Genomic DNA, 20,953 nt, shown 5'->3' on the forward strand with positions numbered 1-20,953 from the left:
AGCGAAGGGGATTGTTCAAAAATGAACAATCCCCTTCACTTTTTCATCTTCTAACGCTCATACCATCGCATTAAATCATCAATTTGCTGCTCTTCCATATGATACGCCTTTGCAGATGCGCCAGTCGCACCTGACATAACAACGATTTTCGCCGATGCTACATTTTTGCGTTTTTGGAAGTAATTTTGCTGCTGCTCGGCAATTTGAATACGGCGCTTTTCAGCGATAAATGTTACTCGACTTAATATTCGATACATAATCGTAATTTGCTCGTTTGAGATTTTAAAGCGAGCTGTTCTAAATTGCCACACTCCCAATAACAATATAGGAATTATTAAGACTAAAGACAATAGACCATACGGGAAAAAGAAATATGACAATGCACCAATCAACGGAACAAGCCATACAAAGTCTATGCGATAAAAGTATGGACGTGAACGCTTTGGTGGACGTACTGCTCCCTCTAAATTAAGATCAAAATACGGAAATAGCTGTTGTAAAGGTCGCATCATATTTTTCTTTGAAATTAGAGGGAATAAGACAACGGTTTTATCCTTTTCTCCTCCAAAGCCACCTCCAGCACTTTCTACGATTACTGCTGCTAGCCCAAAGATTTGTCTAAATGGATTTTCAACTATTTTAATTGCTTGTACACGGTTTAAAGGGATGGTAATTCGCTTTTTCTCTAATAAACCTCGCGTTATGATAAGTCGCTCGTTTTCCTCAGACACTGTAAAATTATAATAATTAATAAAAGTAATCGCTACGGATACGAACCACGCAATTAATAAACCAAAGATGACTAAAATCATAATTAATAAAAAGCCAAAGCGCAATAATTGTGCCATCTCTGCGTATATCCAGTCATACGGAATAAACTCTGAAAACTGCGAAATAACAGCTAATACCCCCGCTAATACAACACCTATACTATTAGAAGTTGTCGCTAAAATTATTAGGTCTTTTGGAGACATTTTATGAATTAAACGAGCGGTCGGTAGCTCTTCCCCTTCTACAACTGGCTGCGTTTCTTTTAATTTTTTAGTTTCGTTTTCAATAAAATCTGCCGCATCACGTGTAATGGCTGTTAGCTCTGCCTCTGCTTTTCCAGACTTATTACCCGCTGTCTCAACTGACACCTGCACCAAACCAAAAATACGGTGAAAAATACCCTCTTTATAATTTAAACTTTGAATACGTTCATATGGGATAAAACGTTTCTTTTTAATAAATAGACCGTGCTGCACCCGCAGCTCGTTATCCTCAAACCAATAAATAAACGTCCACCATTTAATAATTCCACTAAATAACGAAAAAATTATAATTGTGGATAAAATAATAAGCGGAATCATGGATTGAAAAAAACGTTCATCACGAAAATTGAAACTAAAATTAGAGCCATTGGCCAAAACAATAATAATAATCGGAATTAGCGAGCTCTTTAAAGTCTTTGCAAAGTTAATAATAGCTGATACAGGATGCAATTTATATTTAGACATCTTCTTCAGCCACCCTTGCTAGTTCTGAAATTTTAGCGCGTAGCTCATCTGCATCTGCTGTAATTAACATCGGAATAACATGTGTCGTTGCAGCAGAGGAGATTGAAATATTCGCTAAATCATATTTTTTTAATATTGGACCTTGCCCTGTATCTACATGTTGCACACGTACCATCGGAATAAGTGTGCGCTTAACTATAAACAAGCCGCTTTGAATTTCAATTTCCTGCTCACGCACTTCATAACGCCAAATGCGCCAGCGAATATTTGGAAAAACCCATATTTCGAATATGGCAATCATGATAACAATTGCTGTCACTATGAAATAAATATATTTAGGCCATTCGAAATGGTATGTAGCAAAACTTATTCCTCCAGCAATAATAGCAGCCACTAGGGTTTCTAGTATTCCATATAGCCGCCAAACCGTTAATCCTTTTTTAGGAATTTGATATTTTGGTTCATTTCTCACTTCAATCCCTTCCTCTCCCTTTCATTATACGTGTAAATGCCATTTTTGTTTCAAAATAATCCATTTGAAATTACTTTTATCTGAATGAAAGTGTTATTGATGATGGCACATTTTAGAATATAATGGGTGTATATCTTATATTTGTAGTTAAACGGATAGAAGGAGGGAACGGATGGGTACTAATAAAAATTTAACTTGGTTGCTAATTATTATTGGAATATTTTTGGGAAGTATCATAACTGTCTTCATATTCAATTTTTTCTTCAAAGTAGATTATAAAATTATAATTCCTATCGTTAGTGGTGGGATAATAAGCTACATTATATTTATGAATAATTTAAAAATAAAAAATAGAAAAAAGCTTAAATTTACAAAGTAAATTCTATCTGTATTACCTTAAAATAAAACTGCTCTGGAAAACGAATTGTTTTCTAGAGCAGTTTTTTCATTAAAGGCAGTAGTGAGAAGTTTATATTTCAGCTTTCTCCTACATCCTTTTATTAAATTTTGTCTAGTCTTCGCGACGGCGTGGACGGCGGCTTCCGCTGCTTTCACGACGACGATCACGATTGCGATCTGATGATGCACGGTTACGGTCATTACTACGTCCGCGGTCACGGCTACCACCACGATCATTACGACGGTTACGGTCATTGCGACCACCGCCACCACGGCCATGTTGCGAACCACGCTCACGGCGCATTGGCAATGGACGTTCTTCTGTAATCGTTACAGGTGTTGCATCTGGCTCACGTGTAACCGATTTTAATGCAGCAGCGATTAAATCAACTGCATTATAGCTTTCTAATAGCTCTTCCGCTAATAAGCGGTAATCGCTAAGCTCAGCAGATTGCACTAGCTCTACTAAGTTTTCAACTGATTGCTGTTGTTGGCCTACTAATGCTTCGCTTGTTGTAGGTGGCTTTAATGGTGTCATACGTTTTTTTGTTGTTTCTTCAACAATACGTAAGTAACCCATCTCACGTGGTGTTACAAATGTAACAGCAAGACCTGATTTACCAGCACGACCTGTACGACCAATACGGTGTACATAGCTTTCTGGATCTTGTGGGATATCAAAGTTGTATACGTGAGTAACACCCGAAATATCAAGTCCACGTGCTGCAACGTCTGTTGCTACAAGGATGTCAATTTGGTTTTCTTTAAATTGACGTAATACAGAAATACGCTTCGCTTGGCTTAAATCACCATGAATTCCCTCTGCATTATAGCCACGTAAATTTAATGCTTGTGTTAATTCATCTACACGACGTTTAGTACGACCAAAAATAATTGCTAGTTCTGGTTGATGTACATTGATTACACGGCATAAAATATCGAATTTTTCACGCTCTTGCGCTTTTACAAAATATTGTTCGATATTATCAACTGTTAATTCTTTCGCTTTAATTTTTACGATTTCTGGCTCTTGCATAAATGTTTCAGCAATTTTGCGAATCGCTGGAGGCATTGTCGCTGAGAATAATAATGTTTGGCGATTTGTTGGTACATTTTCTAGAATCGCATTAATATCATCGATAAAGCCCATGTTTAACATTTCATCTGCTTCGTCTAAAACTAATGTTTGAACATCTTCAAGCTTTAATGTACGACGGTTAATATGGTCAATAATACGACCTGGTGTACCGACAATAATTTGTGGCTTGTTTTTCAATGCGCGAATTTGACGTCCAATTTCTTGACCGCCATAAACAGACAATAGCTTCACACGTTTGTCATATCCAATTTTATAAAGTTCTTCCGATACTTGAATCGCTAATTCACGAGTTGGAGCAATAACTAGTGCTTGGATGTTTGGGTTTTTAGGGTCAATTTTCTCAATTAGAGGAATACCAAATGCGGCAGTTTTTCCAGTACCTGTTTGTGCTTGGCCCAATATATCGCGACCATCTAATGCAAATTTAATTGTACCTTCTTGGATTGGCGTTGCTTCTTCAAATCCCATACGCTTTACTGAACGTAATGTAGATTCACTAATATTTAATTCTGAAAAATTTGTCAAACTCTTCAATCTCCTTTTTTTCCTTATAAGTTGACAAATGGTTACATTTTCAGATGAAGTGTCGGCAAAATCGAGCCTATATGTGGAACGGTTTCCGTTACGTAAAAATTCTCTCTGCGCTTCATTGATATCATGATGATTTCTCACGCAGAAGCTTTCTTAATATGAAAAGGAAAGCCCGGTCGTTGCCGAGCGGTTTAATTCTACCTAGGTAATCAACATTAAACATGAAAAACTATAGAATGAAACCGTTAAATTCAAAAAAAAGCACTCTTCAACAAATAATCTGAAGAGTCTTCGCACAAAATGTATCCATTGCTTTACATAGTCTATCACGTGCACAGTCAGTATGCAATGATAATGCTTAACTTAATAATCTGACTTTTTAAGGTGTGCAAAGAAATGCCAATACCTCACAAAACCACTCTTCACAATCATCGCTAAAACAAATATGATGCTTACCATTTGCCGATAAATATAAATGCTTATCCTCTGTTCGAATGTTATCGTATAAAAAGTGTGCTGCGACATGTGGAACGATGCCATCCTTTTCACCTTGAATAATGTATGTTGGAACATCGATCTGCTCAATGTAAGGCTCAACTTTTTTGACAATGCGCATAAATTCAACCATCGAACTAAGTGGGACAGTAATTAGTTTGCGCTCATAACGCTGAAATAATTCATTATCCTTTAAATGCCCTCGAACTGCCTCTTTTGCCATTTCACGCAAATCCTCTAACATTTGGACAGGACTCATGTATTTGATGGCTGCGCTCAATAATACAAGCTTTTTCACAGGATAACGTTTCGCTAAATATAAAGCGATAACGCCCCCCATTGAAAAGCCAATAACTGTAATGTTATCTACTCGTTTCGCTAATTGGCGATAAGCGATTTCCGCATCCATTAACCAGTGCTGTGCTTTATAGCCACGCATAGAAAGCTCCTCGCCATGTCCACAAAAAGTAGGTGTAACAATATCACATTCCATATGTTGCCGTATATATTCTGTTAATGGCTCTATTTCATATGGTCCACCTGAAAAACCATGCAATAATAAAATTCCTTGCTTCATTTTGTTACACCTTCCTTTCTGTATATCTCTTGTGACTTTATATTACCCAATTTACAGAAACAAAATAGCATGTCAGAAATATTTCCTAACATGCTATAGATCCTTAATTAAGCAATCTTTTCTACGACGAGTAATCGCAGGAGCATATGTTTTTTTGCGACGAGTAATCGCAGGAGCATATGTTTTTTTGCGACGAGTAATCGCAGGAGCATATGTTTTTTTGCGACGAGTAATCGCAGGAGCATATGTTTTTTTGCGACGAGTAATCGCAGGAGCATATGTTTTTTTGCGACGAGTAATCGCAGGAGCATATGTTTTTTTGCGACGAGTAATCGCAGGAGCATATATTAATGCAGGAAGCACAAATCATCTTCAAAAGATGATTTGATGAAAACTAACAATCATTAGAATAGAAAAAAATTCTATTGATTGGTATTTTGTTTTATTACAGATGCTCCAAAATCGTTTCGAGCTTCATACCACGTGAGCCTTTTAATAAAATAATGGATTGCTCATTGGCATTAGCCTGAATTTTTTGTGCGATTGGCATATAGTCTTCTTCACTGTAAATTAAATGCTCAGAATCAAATGTTGTGGATAGTTTTTCATATAACCATTTCATGCGTGAACCATATAAACAAATATATTGCACAGTAGCTTTATCTATATATTGTGCAATATTTTCATGAAAGGCTTGCTCGTCATCTCCAAGCTCTAACATATCGCCAAGCACAAGCCATTTTTCTGGTCGAATTGTTGTCGTTTGCATAAAATCAATAGCAGCTCGCATAGATGTCGGTGCTGCATTATACGCATCATTAATAAATAACAATGGACCCTTTTCCACTAATTGCATGCGCATATCTGTTAACTCAATTTGCGCAAGCGCCGTGCCAATTTGTTCATCTGTTAAATTCATCGCTCTACATATAAGCATCGCAGCTAGTGTATTTTTCACTTGATGCTTACCTAAAATAGGGATTGCAAACTCGCCATTAATTAATCCATTTACAGTAAAGCTACTACCTTTTTCAGTAGTTGTAATTTCAGTTACATAAAGCTCATGCTCTGTATCAAAGCCAAATGCCTTTGCCTCTGTATATACATCTTCAGCTACTAAATCACGTAATAATGGTTCATCACCATCGTAAATAAGGAAGCCTTCTTCCAATAAGCCTTGTGTAATTTCATATTTTGCTTGCGCAATGCCTGCTCGTGAGCCTAAATCTTGCATATGTGCTTCACCTATGTTTGTAATAATCGCTAAGTGTGGGCGCGCAATACGTGATAAAAGCTCGATTTCACCAAAGCCACTCATGCCCATTTCGAGCACGGATACTTCCGTATCTTCAGCAAGCTGTAAAATAGTAATCGGTAGTCCTAGCTGGTTATTAAGGTTGCCAATTGTTTTTTGCACTTTAAAATACGGCGCTAATGCACTTGCTACTATATCCTTCGCAGAAGTTTTACCATTAGAGCCTGTAATACCGATAAATGTTGCCTTATGCTCGCTGCGATAAGCAATAGCCATTTGCTGTAATGCCTGCTCTGCATCATCCACGAATATTAATGGTCGGTTTTCGGGCGGGTTTGGCTCATCTTTAAGCCACAAAGAAGCCGCTGCCCCTTTTTCAAATGCTTGCTCAACAAATTTATGACCATTCACCGACTCACCGCGAAATGGTACAAATAAATCACCAGTTTGAATTGTGCGAGTATCAATTGAAATACCTGTTACAACAACATCTTCATGCGATTGCTCATCTATTTTTAACCATGCAGCTAATTGCTTTATTGTTTTTTTCACTTTTTATCCCACTCAATCTTTGTTGTACTGTAATTGTTGCTTCTCTTCATAACGCTCAACAGCTAATTGAATTAATCGATCTATTAATTGCGGATACGAAACATCTGTATTTTGCCATAACAATGGATACATACTAAAAGGTGTAAAGCCTGGCATCGTATTTACTTCATTAATAATCACTTCATCCTCAGCTGTAACAAAGAAATCTGCACGCACGAGTCCAGCGCAATCTAGTATTTTAAATGCGCGTTTCGCCATATCTGTCAATTGCTCAGTAGCTTGTGCAGAAAGCTCTGCAGGTATAATAAGCGTTGTAGAGCCGTCTTTATACTTTGAATCATACGTATAAAATTCAGTAGTTGGTTTAATTTCACCTGCAACTGAAACTTGTGGCTCATCATTACCAAGCACTGCCGTTTCAACTTCACGTGCAACTACACCTTGCTCTATAACTATTTTACGATCATATTGAAAAGCATACTCTACTGCCTCTACTAATTGTTCTTCATTATTTACTTTGCTAATCCCAACGCTTGAGCCTAAGTTGGCAGGCTTCACAAATAACGGCCATGTTAACTGTTGCTCACATTTTTTTACGATGTCTTGTTGATTATTTTTCCATTCACTGCGTATGAAATAAATATATGGGACCTGCTGTAAACCTGCTATTTCAAATAATTGCTTCATTACAACTTTATCCATTGCAGCAGAGGAACTTAGTACACCGTTTCCTACATACGGAATATTTAACACTTCAAATAAACCTTGAACTGTTCCATCTTCGCCATTTGTTCCATGCAACAATGGAAAAATAACATCAAATTGAATTGTATTATGTGCTTCAATAAATTCTGTAATATTATTTGGCTTGCTCTCTTCTCTAGTAAATTGTAATTGCTCCACATTTTCTACAGGAGCTGTTAATTGGGGACCTGTGCGCCATTCACCGTCTAATGTAATATAAATGGGATACACTTCATAGCTAGCAAAATCCACAGCTTTTATAACTGCCATCGCTGTTGATAGCGATACTTCATGCTCTGCAGATTTCCCTCCATATACTAACCCTATTTTTTTCATCATCTTGTTTCCCCCTAATTTAATCAAAATAACCTTAAAACTTCGTCTATAAAGCATTTGTATTGTATCACGATTAACTGCTCAATATGAACGATTGACCATAATCTTGGTTAAAAAAACACCCAGCTGCTGTTAGCAAAAAATACAGCGGGTGCCATCAATTTATACCTTAGCCGATTTTAACTAAGATTTATTGGAGTAATTTGAGGGCGCTGAACCAACCAGCCCCCGCAAATCCACCTTGCTACGTTTGTGATAACCAGAAATCTTTTTATCAATATTAGCTGTCAACCTCTATTGAAATCAGCTAATTAAAATAAGCTCATCATACTTCTGTTTTATAATATCATTCAAATCATCCCAAACTTCATCAGGAAAATCATAGTCAACTAAAGTTCTAATTTCTATGCTATAACAAGAATTCGGTTTTTCCTGCTTACTTAACGACAAAAGTGCCCCCTCTTTCATATAATGACGCCAAGAACGCAACACATTTGCATCAATAGCTGGTATTAATTTCGCAGATTTCCGTCTCCAAAAATTCCCTGCGCCTTCTTTTTCTTTAATCATTTGATTAAATAAATTTGCAATCAGCTGTTCTACGTCAGCTAAAAAGCGGAAATATATTTTTGTCATTTGATCTTCTGGTGCAGCGTAGTAAATATAACGGTTTTGTAGCTTTTGAAAAAACGGTGAAGCAAGAGGCTCTCGCTTATGACCAATATATAAAAGCTCAGCTTGCTCTAACGGTGTTAACTCATTCACTTGTTGCTCATTTTTGAAATCTAATAAACATAAATTTCCTTTTAAATCCGTTTTCGCAAAGCTCGGTAAATCTTCCGTCGAAATAAAATCTAGCTGTGTGTGCATATTAAAAGAACCATCTTCATAAGCGTGCTTTATTAAAAGTAAATTTTGTAATGATGCTGCAGAAGAAAGAAATTGTTTATGTGTTAACCTACTAAAAATGACAAAATGGTCAACATCGTTCATATGTATATACAAATGGTGCATATAATCCTCTGCTGCTCTCATTTTTCTTGCCACTGCCTACCCGCCCCTTCAAATCCATTAATACTCCTATTATATGCCTATTCTTTGTTTTTTTGAAACATTTTAAATGGTGGCATCGTCTCAATTTTTATCACATATTAACATACAATAATATTCTTTACGACGAGTAATTATGGAAGTAACATTTTCTCTACTAAAAGTATTCAAGGTTTTAGTGGGAAAATCAATAGCCTTCTAAATCATTATTAGTAAAAATTACCGTAGGATGGAGTTTCACTTTATATTACTTAGTCTACAGTAATTTTTCATATAATATGTTAAAATCAATTACGCCTTAGCTAATACGTACTTAGATTTTTTTAGTTAATAGTTGGGCATTGATTTAAGAATGTTACGATACGCTGATTAATTGACTTTTTCAATGTTTGTGATATTTATCAAAGGTTTTAGGGCATTACCTCGTTAAAATAAGACGTAGTGCTTTTAGTAGGAGTTCCTCTTATTCAATGAGAAATTGAACACCTACCGATTAAAGAACAATAATGCAGTTAAGCACTTATGAATAAGGTGAATTTTATGGAAAATAATCGTCAATTTATGAAACGTTTTGATTGGGCACTTGCTGTCATATTATTAATGTTTCTAGCTATTAGTTTACTAGCTATCTCATCCGCTCAAACAAGCGGTCAATATGGAATTAACTTTGTACCAAGACAGCTTCAGTGGTATGTAGTCGGTGCAATCATTATTTCCTTTATTATGTATTTCGAGCCAGATCAATATAAAAAGATGTCGTGGTATTTATTTGGCTTTGGTATTTTATTGTTAGTTGTACTGGCGGTATTACCTGAAGGAATGGATCTTGTAGAGCGAAAAAACGGTGCTAAAAGCTGGTACCATATACCAGGTGTCGGAAGTATTCAACCCTCCGAGTTTATGAAAACCTTTTTTATTTTGGCAGTAGCTCGATTAATTAGTAAGCATCACGAAAAATATTTAATCAAATCACTCAAAACGGATTTTATTTTACTCGTTAAAATAGGAATTACGCTTATGGTACCGCTGATTTTTATTATGACACAACCGGACCTTGGCTCATCACTTGTTTTTATTGCCATTACAGCAGCTCTAATTATAGTCGCAGGTGTTTCGTGGAAAATTATTTTGCCTATCTTAGTTAGCGGCGCTGCTGCTGGCGGTGCATTACTTTGGATGGCACTTTATATGCAGGATTTTTTAGAAAAAACATTCGGTTTTAAAGCGTATCAATTTGCCCGTATCTATTCATGGCTTGATCCATATTCATATTCTTCAAATGAAGGATATCATCTTATCACTTCATTGAATGCGATTGGCTCAGGTGAGATTTTTGGTAAGGGCTTTAAAGGGCGAGAAGTATATGTTTCAGAAAATCATACAGATTTTATTTTTGCAGTAATTGGCGAGGATTGGGGATTTGTTGGAGCAAGCTTCACTATTTGCTTATACTTCCTATTAATCTATCATTTAACTAAAACAACATTATTATTGAAAGATCCATTTTCCACATATGTTTGTGCAGGTATTATCGCAATGATTACATTCCATGTTTTCGAAAATATTGGAATGACAATTCAGCTACTACCGATTACAGGTATTCCATTACCATTCATAAGCTATGGTGGTAGTTCTTTAATGGGGAATGCGCTCGCAATTGGACTCGTCTTTAGTATGCGATTCCACTATAAAACATATATGTTCTCTGGTAATGACGATGATGAATAAAGTGACTATTTAATTGAGTAGGGAAATTTCTTTCCCTGCTTAAAACAAAAGTAGGCACCTCAAAAATTATTTTGAGATGCCTACTTTACTTTTTCTTATGCTTGTTGTGCTTGTGGTGATTGTGTTGGTGGTGTCAATACTTTCAAAAGCTCAATGCGAGATTTCGTAACAGTTGCGTTCACACCTAACTTAGATAAATTTGAAACAATTTTCTTTAAGTCGATTTCTTTCGCCATTTGCTCCACCTCAGCCTTTTATATATTATATAAACGTTTCAGGATAGTAGAAAGTTTCACCTTTAAGAGGTCTGACTTATTTTTCTATACATATCATATCATTAATTCTCACTTGAAAATTTATCAATTATGTTACAACTACGTAAATTATTTTTAATACAACCTATATTAACTGTGATTTCAATTCTCCCTACCCACTTATACAATATGCTCCTTTTCTATTATTTTATTCATCCACCCCTACATATCTTTATTAAAACAGTCTATATGTGCTACTATTATTTATGATATTGTACATATTTTTCGCGTATTCAAAAAATTAGGAAGTGGGTGTTGCTATGCTTACTGTTTTGGAAACTAGCTTTGTCGCTCTTATTATTTTAGTGCTCAATATTTTATTTGCTATCGCAGTCATTTTCTTGGAGCGCAAAGACCCATCGTCTACATGGGCATGGCTACTAGTGTTGTTTTTCCTTCCAGTCGTTGGATTCGTTTTATATTTATTGCTTGGTAGACAGCTTAGTAAGAAGCATTTCTATCGCTGGGAAGGTCGCGAAAGCATTGGTATTAAAGCATTAATCGATTATCAAATTGAAGCTATTAAAGAAAATAAGTTAGAATTTCGCGGAGGACATATAGAGGCACATCAGGATTTAATTTATATGAATTTAATTACAAATCACTCTGTATTAACTCAAGATAATCATGTCGAAATTTTGAATGACGGTACCGAAAAATTTGATCGATTAATTAATGATATCATGCACGCAAAAGATCATATTCATATTCAGTACTATATTTTCAAGCTTGATAATATAGGAAAACGAATCTTTGACGCAACAGTTAAGAAGGCTAGACAAGGTGTAAAGGTGCGAATTTTATATGATGAAATGGGCTCTCGCAGTGTTCGTAAAAAACAATTCAAAGAGCTACTAAATCTTGGTGGAGAAATAGAAGTATTTTTCCCTTCTATTTTACCGCTTATTAATCCGCGTTTAAACTTCAGAAACCATCGTAAAATCGTTGTGATTGATGGACGCATTGGCTATATCGGTGGCTTTAACGTTGGTGACGAATATTTAGGCTTAAATAAAAAGTTTGGCTATTGGCGTGATACACATTTACGTATTGAAGGAAGCGCTGTGCACCCTTTACAAACTCGCTTCTTACTTGACTGGAATCAAGCCAGCCACCATCATCGTGTAAAATATGCTGAACGTTATTTTCCTGTTATCCCTCAAAAGGGCACGGCGGCGTTGCAAATTGTTTCAAGTGGACCAGACACAGATTGGATGGTTATTAAAAACGGCTATTTACGGTTAATCGCAGATGCCAAAAAGTATATTTATATACAATCACCATATTTCATTCCTGATAGCAGTTTTTTAGATGCAATTCGTATTGCGGCATTATCCGGAATCGATGTCCGTATCATGATTCCAAATAAACCTGACCATCCTTTTGTTTACTGGGCAAATTATTCATATGTAGGACAATTACTAAAAGCAGGCGCACGTATTTATCAATATAATAAAGGTTTTATTCATTCTAAAGTACTTGTAATTGATGATGAAGTCGCTTCAGTTGGTACAGCAAATATTGATGTGCGTAGCTTTAGCTTAAATTTTGAAGTAAATGCCTTTATTTATGATCGCCCGATTGCACATTACTTAGCAGAGGCATTTGAAACAGATATTTTTGATAGCACTGAATTAACGAAGGAAACTTATGATAATCGCTCAAATATGGTAAAGTTCAAGGAATCAATTTCCCGATTACTTTCGCCAATATTATAAAAATAGCTGTTGGGAAAGTAGGTACTTCCTACATTCCCCAACAGCTATTTACACTTTGATAAAAATCAGCAATTATTTTTTATCTTACCGAACAATTACTTTAATCCCAAATATTCCTCTAATGTTGTATTTGCTTCGTAAACTGCTTTTGCAATTTCAAGACCTACGTAGCGGAAATGCCAGGATTCATACATATAGCCCGTAATATTTTCCTTGCCCTGTGGATAACGCAAAATAAAACCATATTCATGTGCATGCTGATGTAGCCATTTCCCTGCCGTTGTTTCGCCAAACTCACTCGTTAGCCATAAATTTTCGCGTCCCTTTTCGCCTATATCATAGGCTAATCCTGTTTGGTGCTCAGAATAACCTGGACGCGCACTATAGCGATCCGCTGCTTTTTTCCCGTCTCTATTTACGTAATTTGTATATAAAGTTGTTTGATATTCATAAGATCGAAAACCGCTAAATGCTGTTAAATCAAATCCAGCTTCTTTGGCACCAGCAAGCATTTTTCCTAATGCCGCCTTCGATTCAGGGCTTTCGCCTGGATTGTACGTTTTCGGTAATGGGTATTGCTTATTTGCTACTAAAATTCCTTTCACATAAGTAGGCTCAACTGGCTCAATATGTGTCACTGGATAGCCACTTTCATCATATTCAATTGACTTTGGCTCGTCCTTTTGTTCAGTCTGTTGTTCTTGCTGATTTTCATTTAACTTCTCATCATTTTTATCTTCGTTCTCTTCTTGTACATCTGTTTCAGCTGGAACTTCCGTAGAATTATTGTTTTCATTAGACTGTTCTTCAACAGGCGGTTTTAATGAAGGTTTTATTAATTCTTGCTTTTCCTTTACTGTAAACACAATGGCACCAATAATTAATAATGAAGTAATTGAAATAATCACGATTTTCCAAGCATCACTTGTTTTTTTCGCTCGATTGCCCCTCATTTCTTGCGCCTACTTTCCTTACTAAATTATCTTAATTGTACCATCTAATTCTTTGAAAATGACAATTACTTTGTGACTAAAACAAAAACTACTGCCACTGTTGCCAGCCCAAAAAATACAGCTAAATTACGCATCCATTTTGCTTCTTTGACATATCCTTGACGCATAAAGCTACGATAACGAAAGAAATTCGAAAATGTAAACATAACCGTTAAAAATAACACCGCTAAATTAAAATTTTGCTTAATTATGAAAAATATAGCTAACAAGCTACTGATAACAACCAGTAGGATTGATATTACTTTCTCGTTCATACTATCTCCTTTACTTATGCTCTGAATAATATTTTCGCCCAATATATGTTTGGGTTATAAGAAGTAAACCGCCGATTGACCAATATAACGGTAATGCCGCCATTGATGAAAATGAAATGATGACAATCATAATCGGTGAAATGTACATAAACATCTTCATTTGTGCTTTCTGTGCTTCAGGCACAGTCCATAATGATACTTGCGCTTGAACCATATACACAATTCCAGCGATAACTGTCATGACAATATCAGGTGACCCTAAGCTAAACCATAGAAATTGGTGCGATTTCACATCTGGTGAGTATAAAATTGCGTAGTAAAGCCCCATAATAATAGGCATTTGAATTAGTATTGGTAAACACCCCATATTTAATGGGTTTATATTATGATCACGGTAAAGAGAAAGCATTTCTTGTTGTAATTTGGCCTGTTCTTCTTTTGATTCAGCCTCTTTCATTTTTTGTTGAATTTCTTCCATTTTCGGCTTTACAATATCCATCTTCGACTTCATGGCTGCTTGTGCTCGATAATTTCGCAGCATAAAAGGCATTAATATTAAACGAATTGTAATCGTTATAGCAATAATAGCTAACCCATAACTTCCGTTAAATACGTCATTCCCTAAAAAATCTAACAAATAATCCATTGGCTTTACGAAAAAGCTATAAAAGAAGCCTTCTTGATTTTCCACTGACTTGCAACCACTTAGCAATAAAGCTAGGCTCCCTAACATACCAAACATCATTATTTTTTTCATACTGTCACCTTCTATAGTTGTTAATATGGTGAGTATACAGCAATCTTTTCAAGCACTCAATTATTTCATTACAAAAATAGACAAAGTCACTTTATTGACTTTGCCTATTTTTGTAATTATTCCCTTTATTAAGCATTCTCTAACTTTTTATCAACCATGTCGAAGCGATAAAAATCATGGTGAAGCTCATCACGGAAATGCTTTGGTGTCACACTAGTATATTTTTTAAAAATGCGCGTAAAATAACTTTGATTACAAAAATGGAATTGATTTGATATGGACGTAATACTTTTATTTGTATGCCTTAAATAATACTGTGATTCTTCAACACGACGCACATTTAAGTATTCAACTAATGTAATTCCAACATGCTCTCGGAAAATACGTGATAAATGACTTGTACTAATATGAAAATTATTAGCAATATTTTCCACTGTCAAGTCCGTTTCCAATTCATCATTTATATACATAATAACTTTATTAACAGTTTGATGGCTAAATGTCGGTTGCTTACGATCCGCAATAAAATACACGTAAAACTCTATTAAATCATCCGCAAATTGTAAAAATTCAGCATCCTTCATTTTATTCTCAATCATATCTGTACAAGCTAAATTAAATGCAAATGCCTTTTTAGGAGGTACTTGATTATCGAGCAGCTTTCGTGCAACAATTGACGATAAAACTACAAAATATTGGCGCACTGCTTTAATCATTTGTTTACCAAAGCGAATGGATAATATATCAATTAATGCACGTAACGATTCTTTCGCCTTTATCTCTTCTAAATGGTAAATCTCAAATAATAATCTCGACTCTATAGCAAAAAAATCTTCCACACCATCGTATTGATTAATATTATCAATTTCCTGAAAATAACGTTTAGATATTGTCCCTGCTATCGATTGCTGTGGTTGCATAATATATCCCATCTTTCCTAAAAATACTCTCATACCTTCCTAGATTACATAGTTGTTAAACAAGATGCATATTTTCATCGTAATCAATTACGTCTTTGCTAACTCAAGTTCAGATTTTTTCGAGTTAATTTGAGGAAGAAGTTAACTTAAAATCGCCACGCCATGCGCCCACGATTAACTAGCCCGCATTATACAGACCATCCACTTCTATTCCCTACATTGGGAGCGAAGTCATTACACACTCATGTATTGCTTTTAGAGTTAAAAACAAACGTTCAACTCCTATTTGTTGCTGATGCTTCACTTTTAATACAAAAATAATTTGTCAAATTAAGATTAATACTATTAAAAAAACTATTACTCTGAAACTATATTTTCGCTAAATTACTAGAAATTTTTTAGTAACTACAGTGAATATTACCATAATTTATGTTTTTTTATCAACCAATATTTTTTATTTCATTAGTTGAATTTTACTATTATTTAAAAAGTAGAATTACTATTCCCTTTATTTTACTAACAAATTATTTTCATTTAAAACAAAAGCGTAAAGCCTATATTAACAATGTTAATATAGTTGCAACTTCTATTTAAAATCTGATTATTTTTTAGCTCATGACGATATTATTTATTATAGTAAGCTTAACTCAACAACATCTAAACAAAAATTAAAATTATTTAAATATAGGACAAGAGTTAATAAAATTTATCCAATTATATACTTTTATAGAAGAATTAATATTTTAATAATAACTAGATGCCCCTTATTTTTTTTAAAATTTTAATTTCTTTGTAGAAAAAAGCATATAATCTCTGCATTATTCTCAAATCTTCTATAGCACAAATATAAAGGAGTATAGTAAAATAGAGGATAAAGACTTTATTTATCTAAAAGAGGTGTCACATTATGGATCCAAAACAAGTGGAAGAAATTATGGAAATAATTAAAGAGTTTTTCCCAGAGGATACATCAATTGCAATTTCAAATACCGATGAATATTTGTATTACCAGCCCAGTAAAAAAGTAGATTTAAAAATTAAACCAGGTGATCCAGTAAAAAAGGGTTCTGCAGCATTTCAAGCTCTTACTTATGGTCAAAAAGTAAGCACATATATAGAGCCTGAGATTTTTGGAGTACCCTACTTCGGTATGAGTATCCCTTTAATGGAAGAAGGCGAAATGAAGGGAGCGATAACCGCGGTCTTTCCTCAGAAGCCATCACCATTTTTAACAAACTACATTACAATTAAAATAGATGATTGCTGGTACCCAATTAAGCATAGCCAAGTCATTTATTTGGAAACACAACTACGCAAAACATATGTTAAAACAATGAATCGTGCAGGCTACCACCGTTTGAATTTAAGTGATTTAGAACTATTTTTAGCACCTGACTCTTTCATTCGTTGCCACAGATCATACATCGTAAATATTGACTTTATTGATGAAATTCAACCAGATTCTCACTCAACGTTTTTACTTATTATGAAGGATGGGACACGTATCCCTGTAAGCCAGCGTTACGCAAGCTACTTCCGACGCTCATTAGGCTTCTAAATTTTTTATACGATTTGAAAGGAGGGCTGTTTCACTTCATAAATTTAGTGATAATTTTCAATCCACTTTTAGAAATCACGAATATTTATTATTATGTTTGTTGCAAACAGCCTTTGGTTCATTAAGTATTAAAATTCATATTTTTGACATATTTACATACCGCTACACAATCTTAAATATATCGCAAATTCCCTTTTTTTCTCGCTTAAACATTTTTTAAGCACTTTCATGTATATCATGAAGAAATTGTGACAATTTAGTGATAATATGTGGTGGTATGTATTTTAATACCTGTTTTTAAAAAACAGAAAATTCAATTTTCTATAAACTTTTTGCGGAGGAGGATTTTCAATGGATTCACGAATTGAAAAACGTTTAGGGGTAAAAGAATTAGCTAACAAAATTGTTTCTGCTGCGGAAGCCGCTGCTCTTATTCAAGACGGTACTGTAGTAGGTATGAGCGGTTTTACACGTGCTGGTGACGCAAAAGTTGTACCAGAGGCACTTGCAGAACGCGCTAAAAACGAGCCATTAAAAATTGATGTTTACACAGGGGCATCATTAGGACCGGAAGTTGACAATCACTTAGCTACTGTAGGGGCAATCCGTAAGCGTGGACCATTCATTGCAGATGCAGGTATTCGAAACCTAATCAACTCAGGCCAAGTAACTTATGTAGATGCTCACCTTTCTCATAACGCTGAATTAGTTCGCCAAGGAATTATTGGCCCAATTAAACACTTAATTATTGAAGCAGTTGCTATTACAGAAGATGGTTTAATTGTTCCAACAAACTCAGTTGGTAACTCACCTATTTTTGCACAATATGCTGAAAACATTATTATAGAGTTAAATATTTCTCATCCAGAATCATTAGTAGGTATCCACGATATTTATATTCCAGGTGAGCAAGGTGCTCGTGATCCAATCCCAATGACAAATGTACAGCAACGCATTGGTGAAATTGGTATCCGTGTTCCATTAGAAAAAATTCAAGCAATCGTTATTTCTGAAGAGCCCGATGCTCCTTCATTAATCGTACCAGCAGATGAGGAAACTCAAACAATGGCAAACTTGTTATTAGATTTCTTCCGTTCTGAAATTAAAGCGGGTCGCTTAACAAACAACTTAATGCCATTACAATCTGGTGTAGGTTCTGTTGCTAATGCTGTATTAGAAGGATTTGCTGATTCAGAGTTTGAGGATTTAGTAGTAGCCTCTGAAGTATTACAAGATGCAGTATTCAACTTAATTGATGCTGGTAAAGTAAAATTCGCTGCAGCAACATCAATTACACTTACTGAAGAATTACAGAAAAAAGTATATGGCAACCTAGAAAAATATGCTGATAAAATTGTATTACGTCCACAAGAAATTTCTAACCATCCAGAGCTTATTCGTCGTTTGGGCTTAATCTCAATTAACACGGCTCTTGAGTTAGATATTTATGGTAACGTAAACTCAACTCACGTTTCAGGTACAAAAATGATGAATGGTATTGGCGGTTCAGGCGACTTCGCACGTAATGCTCGTCTAGGTATTTTCGTAACGAAATCATACGCAAAAGGCGGCGCTATTTCTTCAATCGTACCAATGTCTTCACACGTGGACCATACAGAACACGATGTAGATGTAATTGTAACAGAGCAAGGTATTGCTGACTTACGTGGCTTAGCACCAAAAGAGCGTGCTCAATTAATTATTGAAAACTGTGCACACCCAGATTTCAAAGATCAATTACGTGATTACTACAACCGCGCTGTTGAAGCAACTGGTAATCACCAAACACCACATATTTTAGAAGAAGCTCTTTCTTGGCACGTAAATCTTGCTAAAAATAAAACAATGAAGCAAGAAGTACCTGCCCAAGCTTAACATTAATGAAAAAGACAAAATCTGTTCAATCAGATTTTGTCTTTTTCTCTTGAAAGAATGATATAATCAATTATTGAGAAATATTATCAAATGGAGGCTAGCTATGCGTTTCTTTATATATGCGATTATTTTCTTCTCATTCTTTGACTTATTTACACAGCTCCCTGTAATGAGTACGTTTGCAGAATCTGTTGGTGCAACACCGTTTATAGCAGGACTAGCTGTAGGTATGTATTCATTTTCTAATACATTCGGCAATATTTTGTCAGGTTTTTGGACAGATAAAAAAGGACCTTTCCACGTTCTTGTTATCGGCTTATTGCTAACAGGGGTTTCCCTTTTATTATATCGATTTGTTGAAGAACCTATTCTTTTATTAACTATTCGTTTTATACACGGTTTAGTAGCTGGGCTTATCGTTCCTGCTGCCTTTACTTACTTGGCAAATGCTACAGAGCACACGAAGCGAGGCAAAAGTAGCGCCATTTCTGGAGCATTCGTAGGTATTGCGGCAATTGTCGGACCAGCATTTAGCGGTATCATGGCAAGCCGCCAAAGCGTACCGTTTGTTTTTAGTATCACGGCTATTTTTATACTAGTTTTAGGCGTTTTAACGCTCGTTATGCTGCGTAATACAAAGATTGTAAAATCAAAAAAGCAAGAACAAGCAATTGCTGTAAGCACATTTTTCCGCAATAGTGGAACAATTAAAGCTTTTATCGGGGCATTCTTCCTAATGTTTTCCCAAGGTGTCATCGCCTATCAACTTCCTTTGCATGTGCAATCGTTAGGCTTTGATTCACGCATGAGTGGGATGTTAATGAGCATCTTTGGCATTGTAGCTGTGCTCATCTTTATTTTACCGACAAACCGAATTTTTGATAAAGTGGCTCCTACATATACATTAGCAATCGGAATTGGTTTAATGGGTGTGAGTCAGTTAATTTTAAGCCAATCAAGTGATAGCAGTATGTTATATAGTGCGCTTATTTGCTATGGTGTCGGCTTTGGTTTATTATTCCCATCTATTAACTCTTTGTTAATCGACTCCACAGCAGTAGAAGTACGAGGGAAAGCTTATGGCTATTTTTACGCCTTTTTCTCATTTGGTGTTGTCATCGGCTCGTCTTTACTAGGATTACTTGCATTAAACCATACACAAGGCTTCATTTTAACTGGTGTAATTTTATTAATTTTCGCTGGTGTAAGCTTAATTAATTTCAGCAAAGAAAAACAAGCTGTACATTAAAATATAAAAGGCGTGTCTTAATATTTTTTTAAGACACGCCCTTTTATATTTCAATTCCTTCATTAAGTTAATTCTTTTTGGTCATTTTCATTATAGTACTGTACCGATGTTTGTGCACCTTCCGCAATCATATTGTTTTCACGAATTTCAGTCGTATCTGCGCTACCAGCCGTTTCAGCTAGATTTTGCAACGGTGTTTCTTCTTCCATTGATGCCCTATTGTCTCTCATTCCATCCATCATTTCAGTCGCTTTTGCTTTTGCATCCTGAATATAGTTCATTACTTTGTCCCTGTTTTCCTTTTTACTTAAATAGCTCGCTGCTCCTGCAACTAAACCTGCAATAACAACGCCTTTTCCTTTTAGTTTTGCCATTATATATCCCTCCATTGTTATTATCGTTATATGGAAGTTATACCCTACCGATTTATAGTTTAAACATTTTGGTATGTAAATCAGTGACATCCCCTATTTTTTCATAAAAAATGTTTCTATTTTTTTAATTTAGGGTATAAAAGCAATAATAATAGAAAGGGGCGATGAAAAATGTTTAAATTTC

19 protein-coding genes are annotated in these 20,953 nt (G+C 35.3%); 5 read left to right on the forward strand and 14 right to left on the reverse strand.

The features are described 5' to 3' along the window. Positions 1-50: 50 nt before the first annotated feature. From TY13_RS13465 to TY13_RS13505, 8 genes are all read right to left on the reverse strand, one after another. Positions 51-1,499: a PH domain-containing protein gene (locus TY13_RS13465; protein ID WP_042476958.1), complete on the reverse strand. Its 1,449-nt coding sequence runs from the start codon at positions 1,497-1,499 to the stop codon at positions 51-53. Then, complete coding sequence (locus TY13_RS13470) at positions 1,492-1,971, reverse strand: PH domain-containing protein (RefSeq protein ID WP_042476961.1); 480 nt, start codon at positions 1,969-1,971, stop codon at positions 1,492-1,494. Before TY13_RS13470 ends, TY13_RS13465 begins: the two co-directional genes overlap by 8 nt. Positions 1,972-2,482: 511 nt before the next feature. After that, the gene (locus tag TY13_RS13480; protein WP_042476968.1) at positions 2,483-3,994 is read right to left on the reverse strand and encodes a DEAD/DEAH box helicase; all 1,512 of its coding nucleotides are present in this window, start codon (positions 3,992-3,994) and stop codon (positions 2,483-2,485) included. Between the two features lie 385 nt (positions 3,995-4,379). After that, the gene (locus TY13_RS13485) at positions 4,380-5,072 is read right to left on the reverse strand and encodes an alpha/beta hydrolase (protein WP_042476970.1); all 693 of its coding nucleotides are present in this window, start codon (positions 5,070-5,072) and stop codon (positions 4,380-4,382) included. A 93-nt stretch (positions 5,073-5,165) separates the two neighbouring features. Beyond that, complete coding sequence (locus tag TY13_RS13490) at positions 5,166-5,435, reverse strand: hypothetical protein (RefSeq protein WP_042476972.1); 270 nt, start codon at positions 5,433-5,435, stop codon at positions 5,166-5,168. 82 nt (positions 5,436-5,517) lie between these two features. Next, positions 5,518-6,879, reverse strand: a complete 1,362-nt coding sequence (locus tag TY13_RS13495) for a UDP-N-acetylmuramoyl-tripeptide--D-alanyl-D-alanine ligase (protein WP_042476973.1) — start codon at positions 6,877-6,879, stop codon at positions 5,518-5,520. A gap of 12 nt (positions 6,880-6,891) precedes the next feature. Next, positions 6,892-7,962 carry a D-alanine--D-alanine ligase gene (locus TY13_RS13500; protein ID WP_042476974.1) on the reverse strand — a complete coding sequence of 357 codons (1,071 nt, stop codon included), beginning with the start codon at positions 7,960-7,962 and terminating at the stop codon, positions 6,892-6,894. 300 nt (positions 7,963-8,262) lie between these two features. Further along, positions 8,263-9,006 (reverse strand): hypothetical protein, encoded by a 744-nt coding sequence (locus TY13_RS13505; protein WP_042476977.1) that lies wholly within the window; start codon positions 9,004-9,006, stop codon positions 8,263-8,265. Positions 9,007-9,549: 543 nt separating this feature from the next. Between TY13_RS13505 and TY13_RS13510 the strand changes: the two genes are divergently transcribed. Beyond that, positions 9,550-10,737, forward strand: coding sequence for an FtsW/RodA/SpoVE family cell cycle protein (locus TY13_RS13510; protein WP_042476979.1), 1,188 nt, complete (start codon positions 9,550-9,552; stop codon positions 10,735-10,737). Positions 10,738-10,832: 95 nt separating this feature from the next. Here the strand turns inward: TY13_RS13510 and TY13_RS20900 are convergent, their stop codons facing one another. Next, the gene (locus TY13_RS20900; RefSeq protein ID WP_195891703.1) at positions 10,833-10,973 is read right to left on the reverse strand and encodes an Lmo0850 family protein; all 141 of its coding nucleotides are present in this window, start codon (positions 10,971-10,973) and stop codon (positions 10,833-10,835) included. A gap of 338 nt (positions 10,974-11,311) precedes the next feature. On the opposite strand from TY13_RS20900, the gene cls reads away from it, so the two are divergent. Then, positions 11,312-12,769, forward strand: coding sequence for a cardiolipin synthase (cls, locus tag TY13_RS13515; RefSeq protein ID WP_042476981.1), 1,458 nt, complete (start codon positions 11,312-11,314; stop codon positions 12,767-12,769). Between the two features lie 95 nt (positions 12,770-12,864). On the opposite strand, the gene TY13_RS13520 is transcribed toward cls, so the two are convergent. The 4 genes from TY13_RS13520 to TY13_RS13535 all read right to left on the reverse strand — a co-directional run bounded on the left by TY13_RS13520 (position 12,865) and on the right by TY13_RS13535 (position 15,725). After that, a complete protein-coding gene (locus TY13_RS13520; protein ID WP_042476984.1) occupies positions 12,865-13,722 on the reverse strand; it encodes a D-alanyl-D-alanine carboxypeptidase family protein in 858 nt (285 codons plus the stop codon). 65 nt (positions 13,723-13,787) lie between these two features. Next, positions 13,788-14,036 carry a hypothetical protein gene (locus tag TY13_RS13525; protein WP_042476985.1) on the reverse strand — a complete coding sequence of 83 codons (249 nt, stop codon included), beginning with the start codon at positions 14,034-14,036 and terminating at the stop codon, positions 13,788-13,790. A gap of 10 nt (positions 14,037-14,046) precedes the next feature. Next, positions 14,047-14,793, reverse strand: coding sequence for a membrane protein insertase YidC (gene yidC, locus TY13_RS13530; protein ID WP_042476988.1), 747 nt, complete (start codon positions 14,791-14,793; stop codon positions 14,047-14,049). Between the two features lie 128 nt (positions 14,794-14,921). Further along, positions 14,922-15,725: a helix-turn-helix transcriptional regulator gene (locus TY13_RS13535; protein WP_042476990.1), complete on the reverse strand. Its 804-nt coding sequence runs from the start codon at positions 15,723-15,725 to the stop codon at positions 14,922-14,924. Between the two features lie 895 nt (positions 15,726-16,620). On the opposite strand from TY13_RS13535, the gene TY13_RS13540 reads away from it, so the two are divergent. The 3 genes from TY13_RS13540 to TY13_RS13550 all read left to right on the forward strand — a co-directional run bounded on the left by TY13_RS13540 (position 16,621) and on the right by TY13_RS13550 (position 20,395). Beyond that, positions 16,621-17,271 carry a LytTR family DNA-binding domain-containing protein gene (locus tag TY13_RS13540; RefSeq protein WP_042476993.1) on the forward strand — a complete coding sequence of 217 codons (651 nt, stop codon included), beginning with the start codon at positions 16,621-16,623 and terminating at the stop codon, positions 17,269-17,271. A gap of 351 nt (positions 17,272-17,622) precedes the next feature. Then, on the forward strand, positions 17,623-19,146 hold the full coding sequence (locus TY13_RS13545) for a succinate CoA transferase (protein ID WP_042476996.1): 1,524 nt from the start codon (positions 17,623-17,625) through the stop codon (positions 19,144-19,146). 103 nt (positions 19,147-19,249) lie between these two features. Beyond that, on the forward strand, positions 19,250-20,395 hold the full coding sequence (locus tag TY13_RS13550) for an MFS transporter (RefSeq protein WP_042476998.1): 1,146 nt from the start codon (positions 19,250-19,252) through the stop codon (positions 20,393-20,395). A gap of 62 nt (positions 20,396-20,457) precedes the next feature. Here TY13_RS13550 and TY13_RS13555 read toward each other — a convergent pair whose 3' ends face one another. Further along, positions 20,458-20,769 (reverse strand): hypothetical protein, encoded by a 312-nt coding sequence (locus tag TY13_RS13555; RefSeq protein ID WP_042476999.1) that lies wholly within the window; start codon positions 20,767-20,769, stop codon positions 20,458-20,460. Positions 20,770-20,953: the final 184 nt, after the last annotated feature.

The sequence above is a fragment of the Bacillus ndiopicus genome, from assembly GCF_000612805.1.
Taxonomy (GTDB): Bacteria; Bacillota; Bacilli; order Bacillales_A; family Planococcaceae; genus Metasolibacillus; species Metasolibacillus ndiopicus.